The 17,040-nt window shown below is 64.4% G+C and carries 14 protein-coding genes and 1 tRNA gene; 8 read left to right on the top strand and 7 right to left on the bottom strand.

Translation table 11 applies throughout. The features are described 5' to 3' along the window. Positions 1 to 158 precede the first annotated feature (158 nt). Positions 159 to 3,650, top strand: a complete 3,492-nt coding sequence (locus GSQ75_RS02895; RefSeq protein ID WP_343160907.1) for an ATP-binding protein — start codon at positions 159 to 161, stop codon at positions 3,648 to 3,650. Between the two features lie 2 nt (positions 3,651 to 3,652). On the opposite strand, the gene GSQ75_RS02890 is transcribed toward GSQ75_RS02895, so the two are convergent. Together GSQ75_RS02890 and GSQ75_RS02885 are read right to left on the bottom strand one after the other, a co-directional pair. Continuing rightward, positions 3,653 to 4,075, bottom strand: a complete 423-nt coding sequence (locus GSQ75_RS02890; RefSeq protein ID WP_158753009.1) for a DNA polymerase III subunit chi — start codon at positions 4,073 to 4,075, stop codon at positions 3,653 to 3,655. Between the two features lie 20 nt (positions 4,076 to 4,095). After that, the gene (locus GSQ75_RS02885) at positions 4,096 to 5,583 is read right to left on the bottom strand and encodes a leucyl aminopeptidase (RefSeq protein WP_158753008.1); all 1,488 of its coding nucleotides are present in this window, start codon (positions 5,581 to 5,583) and stop codon (positions 4,096 to 4,098) included. A 98-nt stretch (positions 5,584 to 5,681) separates the two neighbouring features. Between GSQ75_RS02885 and lptF the strand changes: the two genes are divergently transcribed. Next, positions 5,682 to 6,791 (top strand): LPS export ABC transporter permease LptF, encoded by a 1,110-nt coding sequence (gene lptF, locus GSQ75_RS02880; protein WP_158753007.1) that lies wholly within the window; start codon positions 5,682 to 5,684, stop codon positions 6,789 to 6,791. Further along, positions 6,788 to 7,888 carry an LPS export ABC transporter permease LptG gene (gene lptG / locus GSQ75_RS02875; protein WP_158753006.1) on the top strand — a complete coding sequence of 367 codons (1,101 nt, stop codon included), beginning with the start codon at positions 6,788 to 6,790 and terminating at the stop codon, positions 7,886 to 7,888. The genes lptF and lptG overlap by 4 nt, the downstream gene beginning before the upstream one ends. Before the next feature lie 28 nt (positions 7,889 to 7,916). On the opposite strand, the gene GSQ75_RS02870 is transcribed toward lptG, so the two are convergent. Beyond that, positions 7,917 to 9,707 carry a glucan ABC transporter ATP-binding protein/ permease gene (locus GSQ75_RS02870; protein WP_158753005.1) on the bottom strand — a complete coding sequence of 597 codons (1,791 nt, stop codon included), beginning with the start codon at positions 9,705 to 9,707 and terminating at the stop codon, positions 7,917 to 7,919. Between the two features lie 157 nt (positions 9,708 to 9,864). Here GSQ75_RS02870 and ltaE point away from each other — a divergent pair, with 157 nt between their 5' ends. Then, positions 9,865 to 10,884 (top strand): low-specificity L-threonine aldolase, encoded by a 1,020-nt coding sequence (ltaE, locus tag GSQ75_RS02865; RefSeq protein ID WP_158753004.1) that lies wholly within the window; start codon positions 9,865 to 9,867, stop codon positions 10,882 to 10,884. A 36-nt stretch (positions 10,885 to 10,920) separates the two neighbouring features. Here the strand turns inward: ltaE and GSQ75_RS02860 are convergent, their stop codons facing one another. From GSQ75_RS02860 to thiS, 4 genes are all read right to left on the bottom strand, one after another. Further along, entirely contained in the window at positions 10,921 to 12,738 is a 1,818-nt protein-coding gene (locus GSQ75_RS02860; protein ID WP_158753882.1) for an SLC13 family permease, read from the bottom strand. 187 nt (positions 12,739 to 12,925) lie between these two features. Continuing rightward, complete coding sequence (gene trmB, locus GSQ75_RS02855) at positions 12,926 to 13,636, bottom strand: tRNA (guanosine(46)-N7)-methyltransferase TrmB (RefSeq protein ID WP_158753003.1); 711 nt, start codon at positions 13,634 to 13,636, stop codon at positions 12,926 to 12,928. A gap of 6 nt (positions 13,637 to 13,642) precedes the next feature. Continuing rightward, the gene (locus tag GSQ75_RS02850) at positions 13,643 to 14,443 is read right to left on the bottom strand and encodes a thiazole synthase (protein WP_158753002.1); all 801 of its coding nucleotides are present in this window, start codon (positions 14,441 to 14,443) and stop codon (positions 13,643 to 13,645) included. A 54-nt stretch (positions 14,444 to 14,497) separates the two neighbouring features. Further along, on the bottom strand, positions 14,498 to 14,698 hold the full coding sequence (gene thiS / locus GSQ75_RS02845) for a sulfur carrier protein ThiS (RefSeq protein ID WP_158753881.1): 201 nt from the start codon (positions 14,696 to 14,698) through the stop codon (positions 14,498 to 14,500). A gap of 187 nt (positions 14,699 to 14,885) precedes the next feature. Here thiS and GSQ75_RS02840 point away from each other — a divergent pair. From GSQ75_RS02840 to GSQ75_RS02825, 4 genes are all read left to right on the top strand, one after another. After that, positions 14,886 to 14,959: transfer RNA gene (locus tag GSQ75_RS02840), tRNA-Gly, on the top strand. Positions 14,960 to 14,993: 34 nt separating this feature from the next. Further along, positions 14,994 to 15,473, top strand: coding sequence for a RimK/LysX family protein (locus GSQ75_RS02835; RefSeq protein ID WP_158753001.1), 480 nt, complete (start codon positions 14,994 to 14,996; stop codon positions 15,471 to 15,473). Between the two features lie 10 nt (positions 15,474 to 15,483). Continuing rightward, positions 15,484 to 16,407 (top strand): 30S ribosomal protein S6--L-glutamate ligase, encoded by a 924-nt coding sequence (gene rimK / locus GSQ75_RS02830; RefSeq protein ID WP_158753000.1) that lies wholly within the window; start codon positions 15,484 to 15,486, stop codon positions 16,405 to 16,407. Positions 16,408 to 16,517: 110 nt separating this feature from the next. Next, on the top strand, positions 16,518 to 17,024 hold the full coding sequence (locus tag GSQ75_RS02825) for a hypothetical protein (RefSeq protein WP_158752999.1): 507 nt from the start codon (positions 16,518 to 16,520) through the stop codon (positions 17,022 to 17,024). Positions 17,025 to 17,040 lie beyond the last annotated feature (16 nt).

Below are 17,040 nucleotides of genomic sequence, written 5' to 3'. Positions count from 1 at the left end.
GATGAGGCTCGATTCCACTGGGCCGCCGCGCCTGGTCGGGGGCATGAAGGGGATTCATGAGAGCGGCTTTTCTGCTGTGTATGTTGATCTTGTTGGGTGCATCTGCGCCTGCGATGGGAGCGGCTGCAATTCCGGCGCTGGTTGCAACAGGTGCTCCGATGCCCGCGTTGCGGGCCGACCCGTTGCCGACACCGCAGTTTCGTCGCTACAGCACGGCCGATGGTCTGCCCAGCACCAATGTGTATGCGGTGGTGCAGGATCGCGACGGTGCAATCTGGTTCGGTACCAAGGGCGGCCTTGCGCGTTTCGATGGCGTCGACTTCGAGGTGTTCCGCCATGTCGAGAACGATCCGGGCTCGTTGTACAACAACGGTATCGCCACGCTGCAGATCGATCGACAGGGTCGCCTGTGGGCCGCCGGTCTGAATGCGGCATTGAACCGTTATGACGCATCTACCGGCCGGTTCCTGCACTGGGGGCATGACCCGGCCGATCCCGCCAGCCTCGCCAGCGACCGTGTATGGGCGGTCGCACAGACCGCCGACGACAGTCTGTGGGTCGGCAGCGCAGGTGGATTGGATCGCCTGCGACCCGACGAGCGTGGCTTCGAACACATGGTCAATCCGCTGCTGGGTACGCAGCCCGCGGATTTCGGTGCGGTCGCGGCGCTGTATGTCGATCCGCAGCAGCAGTTGTGGATCGGTAGCAGCCATGGTGTGTTCGTGCGCGCGGCCGACGGGCAGCTGCGGCGCGTGCAGTCGGACGATCCAAAGCAACGGATGGATGCGTGGCGCATCGATGGCGACGGCGACGAAGTGCGCATTGCGACCACCGATGGCCTGATGGTCGTCGGCAAGGATGGCATAGCCCATCGTTTCGCCGCATCGGTGATTCCCGCCATCGATGTGATGAGCAGCGTGCGCGACAACGCCGGTCGCCTGTGGGTCGGTACCAAGAAGGGGCTGTTCCTGCAGGCGCAGGCGGGTGGCCCGACGACCGCGATGAGCGATCGGCCGGTGCTCTATGGCAACCTGCCTGGCACTTGGGTGTGGCAGCTGATGGTCGACCGGGAGGGCGGCCTGTGGGCGGCCATGTACGATGGCGGAGTGGCCTATCTGGCACCGGGCTGGAGCCGGTTCAGCCGTTTCACCCATATTCCCGACGACGCGAGCAGCCTGCGTGATTCGGTTGCTACCACGATGGCGCGCGGCAGGGATGGCCGCCACGTCTGGGTCGGCGAGCGCAATGGCCGGATCGACCGACTCGATCCGGTGACTGGCGAGGTCGAGCATGTGCTGTCCGGCCTGCGTGGCGATGTGGTCGGCATGACTGAAGACGCCAAGCAGCGCCTGTGGGTGGCGGTGCACGGGGCGCTGTATCGGGTCACGGACGGCAAGGTCGACCAGGTCGATCCGCAGGGCAAGCAGATTGAAAGTCCGCTGGAAGTCGAGCCTGGCCCGGACGGCCAGATGTATGTGCGCACATTCGGCCGGGGTGTGTTCCGCGTCGATCCGGAGACGCTGGTGCTGACCTCGGTGCCGCTGGACGGCCCGAGCGACAAGGTGTTGTGGGGCAGCCAGATGACGCTGAAGGACGGAGTCTTCTGGTACGCCAGCGACGGCGGCATGTTGCGGTTGAACGCGGCGCATGACCGCTTCGAGATGGTGCCCGGCGCGCCGACCGGGCAATCCATTGATGCGTTCGATTTCGGCAAGGATGGCCTGTGGATGGCCAATGCCGACCAGCTCGCGTTCTACCGTTTTAGCGGGAAGGGTGTGGTACTGGATCGTCGGATTGACGCGGCACACGGCTGGCCCTCGGTCAACGTGACCGATCTGCGGGTGGATACGCTCGGCCGCGTGTGGGTCTTCGGTCATGACGGCTTGTGGTATTTCGATCCGCGCTCCGGACACTTCCGCTCGTTCGGCTTGCAGGACGGCCTGACCAATGGCGAGTTCTCGCGCGGTTACGCCTACATGCCCAGTGGCTATATCTATGCCGCCACCCTGGGTGGTGTGGCGGCCTTCGACCCGGACTGGGTGAGCCCGCAGGCCGACGAACCGCAGTTGTCGATCACCCAGGTCAGTGTGCGCCACCACGGCGTGACGCAGATGTTGCCGATCGGCGAGAAGCCGCTGGAGATCGGCTGGCAGGATAGCCAGCTCGAGGTCGAGGCGCGGGTGTTCTCCTATGTCAATCCATCGGCGAATCATTACCGGTTTCGGCTGCGCGGTTTCGACAGCAGCTGGGTCGACACCGGCGATCGCGGTGAGCGCGATTTCACCGGGCTCGGCGCCGGCGACTACACACTGGATGTGATGGCCTCCGGTGCGCGTGGCACCTGGACGCATCGCACCACGCAGCTGCGCATGCATGTGCAGGCGCCGCCATGGGCGCGCTGGTGGGCGTGGCTGATCTATGCCGTGCTGGTGGCGCTGCTGGCGTGGTTGCTGCTGCTGGCGTGGCGCCGCCGGCTGGCACACCGTCACCAGATCCAGCTGGCCGAGCAGCGCCGTAGCCTGGCCGAACAGGCCAGCGCAGCGAAAACCCAGTTCCTGGCCACGCTCAGCCACGAGATACGTACACCGATGACCGGTGTGATGGGCATGGCCGAATTGCTGCTGAGCACACCGCTCAACCAGCAACAGCACGAATACACCGATGCCATGCAGCGTTCCGGCAGCATGCTGTTGAAGCTGCTAAACGATGCGCTGGATCTGGCGCGCATCGAGGCCGGCAAGCTGGAGCTGGAGCCGGCGCCGTTTGATCCGCGCCAACTGGTGAAGGAGGTGGCGCAGCTGGAACGTGGCTTGGCGCAGTCAAGACATGTTCGCTTCGAGCTGGAGATTGCCGACGATCTGCCGATGCTGGTGGTCGGCGATGTGCTGCGGATCAAGCAGGTATTGCTGAACCTGGCGAACAATGCGTTGAAGTTTACCGAACGCGGCCGCGTGACGCTGCGCGTGCAGCGGATGGATGAGGATCTGCAGTTCAGCGTCAGCGATACCGGTCCCGGCATTTCCGAAGCGAGCCAGGCCCGGCTGTTTGAGCGTTTCGAGCAGGAGGATGGCCCGCAGCGACGCGCCGGCAGCGGCTTGGGGCTGGCAATCTGTCGCGAGCTGGTGGGCATGATGGGCGGCAGTATCGAGCTGCAGTCGCAGCTGGGGCATGGCAGCACGTTTCATGTGCGCCTGCCGCTGGCCGAGCCGATGCCGGTCGAGCCGTCGTCGTCGAAGGATGCAGGCGAAGACCGCAGTTACTGCCTGCTACTGGTGGAAGACGACACGATCGTGGCAGCGGTCATCAGTGGTCTGCTGGAACGACAGGGGCATGCGGTGGTGCATGTCATCAATGGACTGGCTGCATTGGCCGAACTGGCGCAGGTGCGTTTCGATGCGGTGCTGCTGGATCTGGACCTGCCAGGCGTGGATGGCTTCCAGATCGCCCGACTGATCCGCCAGCGCGAGCAGGCTGGACCGCACTTGCCGATCATTGCCGTGACTGCGCGTTCGGGCAGCGAGGATGAAACGCGCGCGCATGCGGCAGGCATGGATGGCTTTCTGCGCAAGCCACTCACCGGCGAACAGCTGGCTGCTGCGCTGGCACAGGTTCTGGTCGCCACAGTGCCGGTGGCAACCGACCTCGCCTGAGCCTACATGTCGTTCTTGTGCAGCTCGAAACCGCGTTGCTGGTATTCGCGCCAGCGCGTGCGCGAGCCGTCGCGCTCGGCCGGGTCGGCGGCGACCACTTCCAGCACGCGCTGGCAGTGTCCGTCAGGGCAGGTCTCGCGCAGGTTGATCACCAGAGGCCGGTCGGCGCTGTCGATGCCCGGCGGCACGATCAGTACGGCGGTCTGCGCATCGTCATCGTCGCCGGCCAGCTGATGCGGAATCAACGTGTCCTCGTCGAACGCCCACAGCAGTTCATCGAGCGCTTCGGCCTGGGCGTAATCGCGGGTCAGGATCAGCGTCGGCTGCTGCGTCGCAAACGCCTTCTTCGCCAGTTCGCACACCAGCAACAACGGCTGCTCGCGAAAGCGTGGCTTGTCGATCAGGTAGAAATCGGCACGGGGCATTGAGGGTCGGTTCCGGCGCGTCAGCCAGCGCGATCCAGCAGCCACTGCGCCAGCAGCGCTACCGGTCGCCCAGTGGCGAGGCCCTTGCGGCCTTCGTCCCAGGCGGTGCCGGCGATGTCCAGGTGCGCCCAGCGCTGGCCGTCCGTGAAGCGTGACAGGAAGCAGGCGGCAGTGATTGCACCAGCGCTCTTGCCGCCGATGTTGGCGACGTCGGCGAAGCCGGAATCGAGCTGCGCCTGGTAGTCGTCCCACAACGGCAGGCGCCAGGCGCGGTCAAGCGTCTCTTCGCCAGCGGCGAGCAGCTCGGCGGCGAGGTCGTCGTGTTTGCTCATCAGGCCGCTGGCATGCTTGCCGAGCGCGATCACACAGGCGCCAGTGAGGGTGGCAGCGTCGATCAGGGTGTGCGGATGGAAGGTCTGCGCGGTGTAGGTGAGCGCATCGCACAGGATCAGTCGGCCTTCGGCGTCGGTGTTCAACACCTCGATGGTCAAGCCGGACAAGCTGGTCAGCACATCGCTGGGGCGGTAGCTGTCGCCGTCGGGCATGTTCTCCACGCTCGGTACCACGCAGACCAGGTTGAGCTTGAGGCCCATCTTCACCGCAGCGACAAAGGCGCCGAGCACGCCGGCCGCGCCGCCCATGTCGAACTTCATTTCTTCCATGCCGGCGCCGGGCTTCAGACTGATGCCGCCGGAGTCGAAGGTGACGCCCTTGCCGACAAAAGCGTACGGCTTGTCACCCTCTTTACCACCCTTGTACTCCAGCACGATCAGCCGTGGCTTGTTGACCGAGCCGCGGCCTACTGCCAGCAGCGAGCCGAAGCCGAGCTTGCCCATCTCGACTTCGTCGAGCACGTTGCAGCTGACCTTGTCGCTGCCTTCGGCAAAGGCTTGTGCCTGCTCAGCGATATACGCAGGGGTGCAGATGTTCGGCGGCAGGTTGGCCAGGTCGCGGGCGAAGCGCACGCCTTCGGCAATCGCTCGGGCCTGGTCAAGGCCGTGTTGCGCATCGTCGCCGGCGGCAAAAGTAATGGCGTTGAGCTCTGGCTGCTTGCTCTTGTCGCGTGGCTTGAACGTAGCGGTGTAACGATAGGCGGCGTGATCACTCGCGAGCGCGGCAACGCGCACGCGCCAGGCATTGCTGCGGCCCGGCACTTCGACTTCGGTCAGATACGACACTGCATCCGTGAGCGGCAACTTGCCCATGGCACGCGCCGCCTCGATGCTGACCTTCTGGAAGCGGGCCGCGTCGAATGACTTCTGCGAACCCAGCCCGACCACCAGCACGCGCTTCGCGGTGATACCGGTCGGCGCGAACAGCAGGGTGGTGCTGCCGGCTTTGCCGCTGATGTCGCCACTTTCCACCTGGCGCTTGATCAGGCCATCAGTGGCGCTGTCCACTCGGGCGGCAGCGCTGGTCAGCATGCCGTGTTCGTACACGCCGACCAGCACGCAGGCGGCGTCAACGGTTTCGGGAGCGGCGGTGCCGAGGCTGAACTGGAGGGTCATCGGGGTGGTTCCTGCATGAGCCCGGCGATGGCCGGACAGGCTAGACTTATGGTTTGTCGGCCCGATCGGGTCAACGGGTAAGCGGACAAGTTTATCGCATGCTGAGCATTCTCGACCGCTATTTCCTGCGCGAGCTGGGGCAGACCATGCTTGCCACCGCGATTGTGCTGCTGGCGATCATGTCCGGCACCACCTTCGCGCAGGTGCTGAAGCAGGTGGCCAACGGCAGCTTCCCGGCCAGCGTGATGTTCCAGGTGCTGGGCCTGAACATGATCGAAGGGCTGCCCACCTTGCTGCCGCTCTCGGCCTTCCTTGGCGTGCTGTACGGTCTCGGCCGCATGTACCGCGAAAGCGAGATGCACGTGCTGGCTTCTTCCGGCATGGGGGCGGGTGGCCTGCTGCGGCCGATGACGCTGCTGGCGGTGCTGGTGTCGGTGCTGGTGGCGGTGGTATCGCTGTGGCTGGGACCATGGGCATACCGCACTTCCGACGCGCTGGTGTCTGCAGCGAACCGTTCGGTGATCGCCGCCGGCCTGGATGCCGGCCGCTTCACGCCGCTGCCGAGCAAGGGCGGCATCATCTTTGTCGATACCCTGAGCCGTGATGGCAGCGTACTCGGCAATACCTTCATTGCCGCCGAGCGCATCGACAAGGATGGTTCCCGCAAGATCAAGCTGATCACCGGCAAGCACGGTCAGATGTATCAGGAAAGCAGCGGTACCGATCGCTTCCTGGCGCTCTACAACGGCTGGCAGTACGAAATTCCATTGGGCGCCGACAACTGGCGCAAGATGCAGTACGAGCGCAACGACACCTCGCTGTCCAATGTGCAGTCCGACGCCACGACCGAGGATCCTGCGGCGAGCCTGGATACCTTGACGCTATGGGGTGCCGACAACGCCGATGCACGCGCGGAATTCGCCTGGCGCACCATTGCGCCGGCGATGAGCCTGGTATTGCTGATGCTGGCGCTGCCGTTGTCGCGGCAGACTCCGCGCGAACCGCGTTTCGGCCGCCTGCTGCTGGCGGTACTCAGCTTCTATGTGTATTACCTGCTGCTGGCGCTCTGTCGCGGGCAAATTGCCAAGGGCCACTGGCATCATGCCGGTCCGATGTGGTTCGTTAGCCTGTTGGTATTCGGGTTTGCCGCATGGATGTTCCGCGACCAGTACGTTGAGCGCAAACCGCGCAAGGCGGCGGCCCGATGAGTGTCATGCAGATCAAGCGGGTCGACTGGCTGGTCAGCATCACCGTGCTCAGTTCGTTGCTGATGGTCTGGCTGGTGCTGACCGGTTTCGACGCTGTGCTGCATTTTCTGCAGCAGCTCGGCAATATCGGCAAGAACGGCTACACCTTGACCGATGCCATCGTGTACGTGCTGGTGACCACCCCGCGCCGGCTATACGAAATGTTCGGCAATGCGGCGCTGATCGGCGGTCTGCTGGGACTGGGTGGCCTTGCTTCCACCGGCGAGCTGACTGCATTGCGTGCCACCGGCATGTCCAAGCTGCGTATCGCGACATCCGCCGTCGGCATCGTGGCGGTGCTGATGGTCGGAGTGGTGATTCTGGGCGAAACCGCTGCGCCATGGGGCGACCAGCAGGCGCAGGCGATGGACCTTCGGCTGAAATCGTCAGGCAGTATCGGTTCGACCAGCAGTGGCTTGTGGGCACGCGACGGCAATCGCTTCATCAATGCCAAGAGCAGCCTGCTGCGACCGGTGAATGGACATAGTTCGGTACAGCTGGCGGACGTTCGCGTGTTCACCCTGACGCCCGATGGGCAGTTGAGCCGTTTCGACTGGGCCAAGACGGCCGAACACGATGGCAAGCAATGGGTGTTCGATGAAGTGCGCAGCACCACGCTGGACAACCAGGGTACGCACACCACCACGGCAGTCAACGAGCGTTGGGAATCGCGGCTCGATCCGAATGTGCTGGAACAGTCATTGATCCAGCCGCAATATCTGGCCATGCGCGACCTGCGTCGCAACATGACCTATCTGGAGACCAATGGCGAAAGCCCGGGCGTTTATGCGATTGCGTTCTGGGGGCGTGCGCTGTACCCGCTGAACGTGCTGGTGCTGGTGCTCTGCGCGATGCCATTCGCGTTTGGTGCCTTGCGTTCGGGCGGCCTGGGCAAGCGCATGTTCCTGGGCATGCTGCTGGCGATCGGCTGGTATTTCCTGCAGAAGGCGATGGTCAGCTTCGGTACGGTCTACGGTATCCCGCCGCTGGTTGCCAATCTGCTGCCGGCCATGGTCCTGGCCCTGGCGGCGTGGCTGTATTTCCGCAAGCACGCCTGACGGTTCCGGGCGGGCTCGCTGCGGCAACCTAATCCAGCATCGCGAGTGATTCAGCGGTTTCGACGTCGATATCGGTGATCGCCTGCGCATCCGATGTGAACTTGCCGCCCTGGGCCAGTTGTGCGAACAGGCCACCCTGTGCGATCAGCTCATCGAAACGGCCCTGTTCCAACAATTGTCCCTGATCCAGCACCAGGATCAGGTCGGCATTGCGCACGGTGGACAGCCGATGCGCGATCACGAAGGTGGTGCGGCCCTGGGTCAGCGTGTCGAGTGCGCGCTGGATGCGTGCCTCGGTGGCGTTGTCCAGCGCGCTGGTGGCCTCGTCTAGTACCAGGATCGGCGCATCCTTCAGCATGGCGCGGGCGATCGCCAGACGCTGGCGCTCGCCGCCGGACAGTGAGCGGCCGCGTTCGGCGACCAGGGTCTCCAGTCCTTCGGGCTTGTTGGCGATGAACGTGGCTGCCTCGGCCGCGGCGACGGCCTTCTCGATCTCGATGAGGTCGGCGTCCGGCTTGCCGACACGCAGGTTGTCGAGGATCGAGCGGTAGAACATGCCAGGATCCTGGAACACCACGCCAATATTCTGGCGCAATGAATCGAGCGTGACGGCGCGGATATCGTGGCCGTCGATGCTGATGTATCCCTCGGATGGATCGTAGGCGCGATAGAGCAGGCTGAGCGCAGTGGTCTTGCCGGCGCCGGTCGGGCCGACCAGCGCAATCGTGCTGCCGGCGGCGGCGCGAAAGCTCAGCCCATGCAGTGCCGGCTGCACCGGGTCATAGCCGAAGCTGACCTGGTCGAATACCACCTCGCCACGCACGCGTGGCAGCACCATCGCGCCAGCCGCTTCAACGATCGCCGGATGCCGGTCGAGCACCGCGAAGTAGTCGTACAGCGACTGGGTCTGGAAGAACAGGCCGGAGATGAAGCTGGCGAACTGTTCGAGCCGACCGATCAGCATCATCGAGAAACCCACGAAGCTGACGATGCCACCCACCGTCACCTCGCCGCGCGCATGCAGTGAAGTGCCGAGCGCGAAGATCGCGACAATGGTCAGCGTGCTGGCTGCGCGGTTCAGCACCGACAGGATCGCCCAGCCGCGCAGCACCGGATACTGCGCCGCCAGCACGCGCATCATCATCTCCTTCAGTGCGGCGGCTTCGGCGCTGAGACGGGTGAAGCTCTGCACCACGGTGACGTTGCCGAATACGTCGCCGGCGCGGGTGGCGATCTCGTGATGCAGTTCTTCCACCTCGCCCTGTGCCTTGTGCGTACGCTGCACGGCGATCGCATTGGAGACCGCGAAGATGATCATCAGCGCGATCATCAGCAGCGCCAGCTTCCAGTTCATCACCAGTGCGACCGGGATCATCACGAAGATCGACAGCAGCGTGGCGAGGTGTTCGCGGAAGAAGCTCAGCCAGAGGTTGAACAGGTTGCTGACACCGTTGTTCATGATGCGCGCGAGCCGGCCGGTGTGATGCTCGCCGTGGAACGCCAGCGGCAGTGCCGCGGCATGTTCGAAGAACGCGGCGATCGCGGCCAGCCGGCGTCGGTGCGCGAGACGATCGGCATGCAGCGACACCCACACGCTCGCTATCACGCCGCCGAAGCCGGCCAGTGCCCACAGCGCGATCAGTCGCGGTGCGTGGCTCGGACCGGGTGCCGCCAGTGCGTCGACCACGCGGCCGAACAGCATCGGTTCGAGGAAGTACACGCCAGCCAGGGCGAGATTCGCCAGTGCCAGCGTGATCGCCAGTCGCCGTTCGGGCGCGAGCAGCCCGAGTACGCGCAGATAGAGACGCAGGATCGACACGACGACAGGAGCCCTTGGGTGCGTCACTGCGCACCATGAATTTGGTCATGCTACTACTGGAGCTCAGCTCACTGATCGGCTGCTTGCTGCGGCGATGGCTTGCTCGCATCCGCCTGACCGATCAAGCTGATGGGGTTTCCTGACAAGAGGGTATGCCGTGGATGTGATCGACCTGCGCAGTGACACCGTGACCCGCCCAACCGCTGCGATGCGTGAGGCGATGTTGGCTGCCGAGGTCGGTGACGACGTCTACGGCGAGGACCCCACGGTCAATGCGCTGCAGCAGCGGATGGCTGATGAGCTCGGTTTCGATGCTGGGTTGTTTGTGCCCAGCGGCACGCAGTCCAACCTGCTGGCATTGCTTGCACATTGCGAGCGTGGCGATGAATACCTGGTCGGCATGGATGCGCACACCTACAAGTTCGAGGGCGGTGGCGCGGCGGTGCTCGGCTCGATCCAGCCGCAGCCGATCGTGCAGTCGGCAGATGGCACGTTGCCGCTGCAGAGCATCGAGGCGGCGATCAAGCCGATCGACCCGCACTTCGCACGTACCCGCCTGCTGGCACTGGAAAATACCTGGCATGGCCGGCCGCTGCCGCTTGAGTACCTGACCGCTGTGCACGACGTGGCGCGTGCGCACGGACTCGGCCTGCACCTGGATGGCGCGCGCCTGTACAACGCCGCGGTGGCCTGCGGTGTGCCGGCGCGGGAGATCGCGCGGCATTTCGATACGGTATCCATCTGCCTGTCGAAGGGGCTTGGCGCACCGGTCGGTTCGGTGCTGGTTGGCTCGCATGCGCTGGTCGACAAGGCGCGGCGCTGGCGCAAGGTCACCGGCGGCGGCTGGCGCCAGGCCGGTATCCTTGCAGCAGCAGGCATGTATGCGCTGGATCATCATGTGGCGCGGCTGGCCGATGATCATCGTCGCGCGGCGTATCTGGCCGGTCGCCTGCGTGAGATTGCCGGCATCGACCTGCTCGGGCAGTACACCAACATGGTCTTCATCGACGTGCCAGCTGAACGGTTGCGCGAACTGGACGTCCATCTGCGCGCTGCCGGCATCCGCATCAGCATCGGTTATCTGCCCACGCTGCGACTGGTAATGCACCTTGATATTGACGACGATGGCGTGGCGCGCACGGTCGCGGCATTCGCAGCTTTCTTCCAGCGGAACTGAAGCAGTGGTGCAGTGTGTGGCGCGCGGTTAGCGCGCTCAGTGGAACATCAGGTTGATCGCGACCAGGGTGACGACGAGCACCAGCAGGGTCAGCGGTATGCCGACGCGCAAAAAGTCCTTGCTGCGATAACCGCCCGGGCCGGTGACCATCATCAGCGCGGGGTGACCGGAGCTGAGCAGGAAGGTGTTGGACGAGGACACCGCTACGATCAAGGCATACGCCGACGGGTTGCCGCCGGTGGCGACCGCCACGCTGATCGCGATCGGCACCATCATCACGGTGGCGCCGACATTCGACATCACCTGCGAGAACAGCAGGGTCAGGATTGCCAGCACCAGTTGCAGCAGCCAGTGCGAATGGCCACCCAGATGTTGCAACACCTCCTGCGCCACCCACGCAGCGGTGCCGGTGGAATCCATCGACCAGCCCAGCGGAATCAGGCAGGCGGTCACGAAAATCGTCTTCCAGTTGATCGCCCTGTACGCCTCGTCCATGTTCAACACGCCGGTCAGCAGCATGCCGATCGCGCCGGTCATCATCGCCACCGACAGGTCGAGGTTGGTAAACAGCGCCAGACACTTGGCCATTACGAAGAAGCCCACCGCCTGCCAGATCTTGCCGGGGCGCTGTTCCTCCTTCGGGATGTCGGTGACGACGACGAGATCCTTGTCTTCCGCTGCCAGCGACAGGTCGCGCCAGTTGCTGTGCAGCACCACCGTGTCGCCGGCGCGCAGAGTCACCCCGCGCACGTCGTCGCGGAATACATGCTCGCCACGGGTCACCGCCAGCACCGAAATACCGAAACGCTTGCGCAGACGCAGCTCGCCCACGGTCTGCTTGATGAAGCGCGAAACCGGCGGAATTACCACTTCGGAAATGCCGGCTCGGCTCGGGTTGAACAGCTCGCCGAGCTGGCGCATGCGGGTCGACAGCCGGCACAGCTGGTTGTTGGCGAACTGGGTCAGTTGATCGCGCGGGCCGAGCACGCCGAGCACCGAGCCGACCCAGATCACGTGATCAGCCGGTGGCGCCATGCGTGCGTCGTTGCCGCTCTTGATCGCCAGGATCATCGGCGCGCCGTGCAGTTGCTCGACCTCGCCGATGCTCATGCCGACCAGCGGACTTTCCGCGGTGACGGTGAGTTCGGCGGTCTCGCCGCCGATGCCGTAAGTCTCGGCGAAGTAGCTCTCGGTGCGCCCGGGCGTCACCTTTAGCCGTTCGTCCTCGTGACCGGGAAGCAGCTTGCGGCCGAAGAAATAGAAGTACGCCACGCCGAGGAGGGCCAGCGCCAGGCCGATCGGGGTGACGCTGAACAGGCCGAACTTCGGGATCGTGTGCGCGCCCGGTGGCAGGTTCACGTTGGCGCTGGCAATCAGGTCGTTCAGCACGATCAATGGCGAGTTCGCGATCAGCGTGGTGTTGGTTGCAGTGAGGATGCAGAACGCCATCGGCAGCAGCAGCCGCGACAGCGGCACGCCGGTACGCGCGGACAGGCGGCTGCTGACCGGGATCATCAACGCGGCCAGCGCCTGGCTGGGAATCACTGCGCTGAACAGGCTGGCGACCAGGTTGATCACCAGGCCGAGGCGCGATTCCACGCCACGTGCCATGCGCATCACGAAACGTGCGGTGAGGTTGAGTACGCCGGCGCGATCCAGTCCCTCGCCCATGATCATGATCGCCATGATCGCGATCACCGCGTTGCCGGCGAAACCGTTGAACACGCGGTCGGACGGGATCAGTCCGGTCAGACCGATCGCCACCACCACCAGCAGCGCCACCATGTCGGCGCGGATCCACTCCAGCACCAGCATCAGCATGGTGAAGCCCACCAGCCCGAGTACCAGGATCATTTCGGGGGTGAGCGAGAGTCCCACTAGCTGACGTCCGGCAGAGGCGGCTGGCTACGGTGGTTACGGCGGGGCAGTGGAAGCTTCACGCTGCGTCGATTCGTCCCTGGATGGATTGCCGCAGTATAAGCGTGCCGATGCGGCCGCTGGTGAACCTCCATTACATGGAGGCATGTACATGGAGGCATGCTCAGGTTCGGCGATAAAGCAGATCCCACACGCCATGACCAAGCTTCAGGCCGCGTCGCTCGAAGTGCGTCTCGATGCGCCACGCGGGCTTCTCGGCGTACTGGCCAGGGCCGATCGTGTTGCGCCAGCCCGGCGCGGCTTCCATCACCTCGAGCATGTGCTCGGCATACGGCTGCCAGTCGGTGGCCAGATGCAGCAGGCCATCCGGCGCCATGCGTGAGGCGAGCAGGGCGACGAACTCCGGCTGGATCAGCCGGCGCTTGTTGTGACGTTTCTTGTGCCAAGGGTCGGGGAACCAGATGCGCGCCTCGGCCAGCATGCCCGGTGCGATCTCGTGTTCGAGCACTTCCACCGCGTCGTGCTTGTACAGCCGCACATTGCCGGCGTCGCGTGCGGCCAGCGAATTCATCAGCCGCCCGACGCCGGGGCCATGCACCTCGATGCCGAGGAAGTCGCGCGCCAGGTCGTGCTCGCTGGCCCAAGCCAGTGCTTCGCCGTTACCGAAACCGATCTCCATCACCAGCGGCGCGTACCGGTCGAAGTTCGCGTGGAAGTCGTGCGGGGTGCCGTGATAGTCGATGCCGTAGCGCGACCACAACGTGTCGAACGCGCGCTGCTGCGCCGGCGTCATGCGGCCTTCGCGCAGCACGAAACTGCGGATGCGGCGCATGTATTCCGGCGCAGTGTCGTCGTGGTCGTGTTGTTCGCTCATGTCCGCTCAGCCAATGGTGCCGTCGATCGGGCTGGACGCCGAGGCATAGCGTTTGCGCGGGATGCGTCCGGCACGAAACGCGGCGCGGCCAGCCTGGATCGCCAGCTTCATCGCGTGCGCCATCAGCACCGGATCCTTCGCGCCGGCGATCGCGGTATTCATCAGCACGCCATCGCAGCCCAGTTCCATCGCGATCGCGGCGTCGGAGGCGGTGCCCACGCCGGCGTCGACGATGATCGGTACCTTGGCGTTCTCGATGATCTCCAGCAGGTTGTAGCGGTTCTGGATGCCCAGGCCCGAGCCGATCGGTGCGGCCAGCGGCATCACCGCGACGCAGCCGATCTCCTCGAGACGCTTGGCCAGGATCGGGTCATCACTGGTATAGACCATCACCTCGAAGCCGTCGGCGACCAGGATCTCGGCAGCCTTCAGCGTTTCCACCACGTCGGGGAACAGTGTGCGCTGGTCGCCCAGCACTTCGAGCTTCACCAGCTGGTGGCCGTCGAGCAGCTCGCGTGCCAGCTTGCAGGTGCGCACCGCATCGACTGCGTTGTAGCAGCCGGCGGTGTTCGGCAGCAGGGTGAACTGGTCCGGCGGCAGTGCATCGAGCAGGTTCGGCTGGCCGGCATCCTGGCCGATGTTCACGCGGCGGATCGCCACGGTAACGATCTCGGCGCCTGCGGCCAGTGAGGCCGCACGGGTCTCGTCGAAATCCTTGTACTTGCCGGTGCCGGTGAGCAGCCGTGAGCCGTAGCTCTTGCCAGCAATGATCAGTGGATCGGTGATATCGGTGGTCTTGCGATTCATGGCGATGCCTGGGGTGCGGGCGGGTGTGGCGATGGGCGGCGAAGCGACGGAAACTCAGCCGCCGCCGATGGCGTGGACGATTTCAAGTTGGTCGCCGTCGGCCAGGATGTGACTGGCGTGCAGGCTGCGCGGCACGATCTCGTGGTTGAGCTCCACCGCCACGCGGCGGCCGCCGTAACCGGCCTGTTCCAGCAGCTGGGCAACGGTGGTGGCAGGAGCGCAGTCGCGCGGTTGACCATTGAGCGTAATGTGCATCCGGCCATTGTAGCGGCTGTGACGGCGAGTACCGATTTGCGGCGGCATGGGCTGGCCTCAGTTACGGCCGCAGCCTTCGGTGATTCATGCGGCGTTGGGTTGGCACTCGTCGCACGGCCAGGTGCGGCGATGGGGAGGGCCGGTAGTTCCAACCGCAGGAGTCCCGGGTTACCATCCGCAGGCCCAGGCGGGTGTAGCTCAATGGTAGAGCTGTAGCTTCCCAAGCTACTGACGAGGGTTCGATTCCCTTCACCCGCTCCAATCCCCGATCCCCACCGAGCAATCCCGAATCCACATGGCAGATCTGATCAACACAGATCTGATCAACAGAGATCTGGTCACTCTGGGTTGGCGCGAGCGGCTGGCCTTGCCACAGCTTGGCATCAGCATGCTCAAGGCCAAGCTCGATACCGGTGCGCGCAGCAGTTCGCTGCATGTCGATACTCTCGAGGCTTTCCAGCGCGACGGCGTGACCTGGTTGCGCTTCACCATGCATGTCGGCCGGCGTCAGCCGGTGCCTGTGTGCTGCGAGGCGCCGGCACTGGATCGGCGCGCGGTGACTGACACGGGTGGTCGTCGCACCGAACGCTGGTTCATCCGCAGTGATGTACAACTGGCCGGCCAGCATTTCAGTGTCGACATCAACCTGACCGATCGGCGGCATATGCTGTTTCCGCTGTTGCTCGGCCGCACTGCCCTGAGCGGGCGTTTTGCGGTGGATCCGGCACGTTCCTATACCCAGTCACGGCCGCTGCTGGTCGCGGACCCTTCATGACGGCCCTTGTATGAAAATTGCGATCCTCTCGCGCAACACGCGCCTGTATTCGACCAAGCGGCTTGTCGAGGCGGGGCGCGAGCGTGGCCACGTGGTGCGCGTGCTCGACCCCTTGCGCTGCTATGTACGCATCGCGCCGGGCGCCGTGGCGATCCGCTACAAGGGGAGAGAGGTGCGCGACATCGATGCGGTGATCCCGCGCATCGGCACCACCAGCACGTTCTATGGCACTGCCGTGTTGCGTCAGCTGGAAATGATGGGTGTGTACACGCCCAATCCCTCCGATGCCGTGCTGCGCGCGCGCGACAAGCTGCGTTGCCTGCAGATACTCGCGGCTCAAGGCATCGACATGCCGATCACGGTGTTCGGCGACAACCCGGACGACACCGCCGACGTGCTGGCCCTGCTGGGCGATCCGCCGCACGTGATCAAGCTCAACGAAGGCAGCCAGGGCACCGGCGTGGTGCTGGCCGAGAAGCGCAGCGCGTCACAGAGCGTGATCGAGGCGTTCCGTGGCCTGTACGCGAACTTCCTGGTGCAGGAGTTCATCGCCGAGGCGAAGGGTAGCGACCTGCGTTGTTTCGTGGTCGGCAAGAAAGTGGTGGCGGCCATGCAGCGCGATGCCAGCCCGGGCGAGTTCCGCGCCAACCTGCATCGCGGCGGCACAGCGATGGCCGCGACGCTGAGCGCTGAGGAAAAGCGTATCGCGATACGTGCGGCAGGGGCGCTGGGGCTGGGTATCGCCGGTGTCGATTTGCTGCGCTCAAACCGCGGGCCGCTGCTGCTCGAGGTGAACTCCTCGCCCGGTTTGGAGGGTATCGAGGCCGCCACTGGCGTCGATGTGGCTGGTGCGATCATGGACCTGTTGCTTGCACAGGCGGGTGACACGGTGCGGGGCGCACGCATGCGCCGGAGTACATTACGAAGCGTTTAGTACGAACATCTTCGTTGACAGGGCTTGGCAGGCTGACCTAGCATCCATTGCAGGATGATCGGGTGTGGGGTGTTCCTTAGGAGCGCGGCCTGGTCTGGGGAGAGTGGGGCATGAAACAGAAGTTCTGGCTGGTGAGTGCGGTTGTGGGCGTGGCGCTGCTGCAGGCGAGTGCTGTTTACGCCTACAAGACGGAAGTCATTGTGAAGGCCGAGAACAAGGGTGACTTTACTGCCGTGGTTGCGGCCGTGCATCAACAGATGCAACCTGGCGGGCGCTATGAATTCGTGCAACAAGGTGAGCGCGACAAGCTCGAGACGAACTTCACCGAAATGCAATCGCTGTTCGACAAGTACGGGACTGTTGCGCAGATGGATCAGAGCAGCAAAGTCCAGCTGTTCAACGATCAGGAAGCGGTCAACGCGATCCTGACGCGCCGTGACGACAAGCGGCTGGTATGCGAGTCAGTGGAGCCGATAGGTTCCCACATACCGAGGACGACCTGCCGCACCTATCGCGAAATCGAGTTGGAGCAGCGTAATGCACAGGACTTTCAACACCAGCTGCTGCAGTCAAATCAGCCTTCGGGCAGTTCTCTCTCTCCTCATAGCGGGCACTAGCCGCATAATGCCAAGA

Origin of the sequence: Dyella sp. S184 (genome assembly GCF_009766065.1) — a bacterium.
In the GTDB taxonomy this organism is placed as follows: Bacteria; Pseudomonadota; Gammaproteobacteria; order Xanthomonadales; family Rhodanobacteraceae; genus Rhodanobacter.
This window is presented reverse-complemented; position numbering and strand designations above follow the sequence as displayed.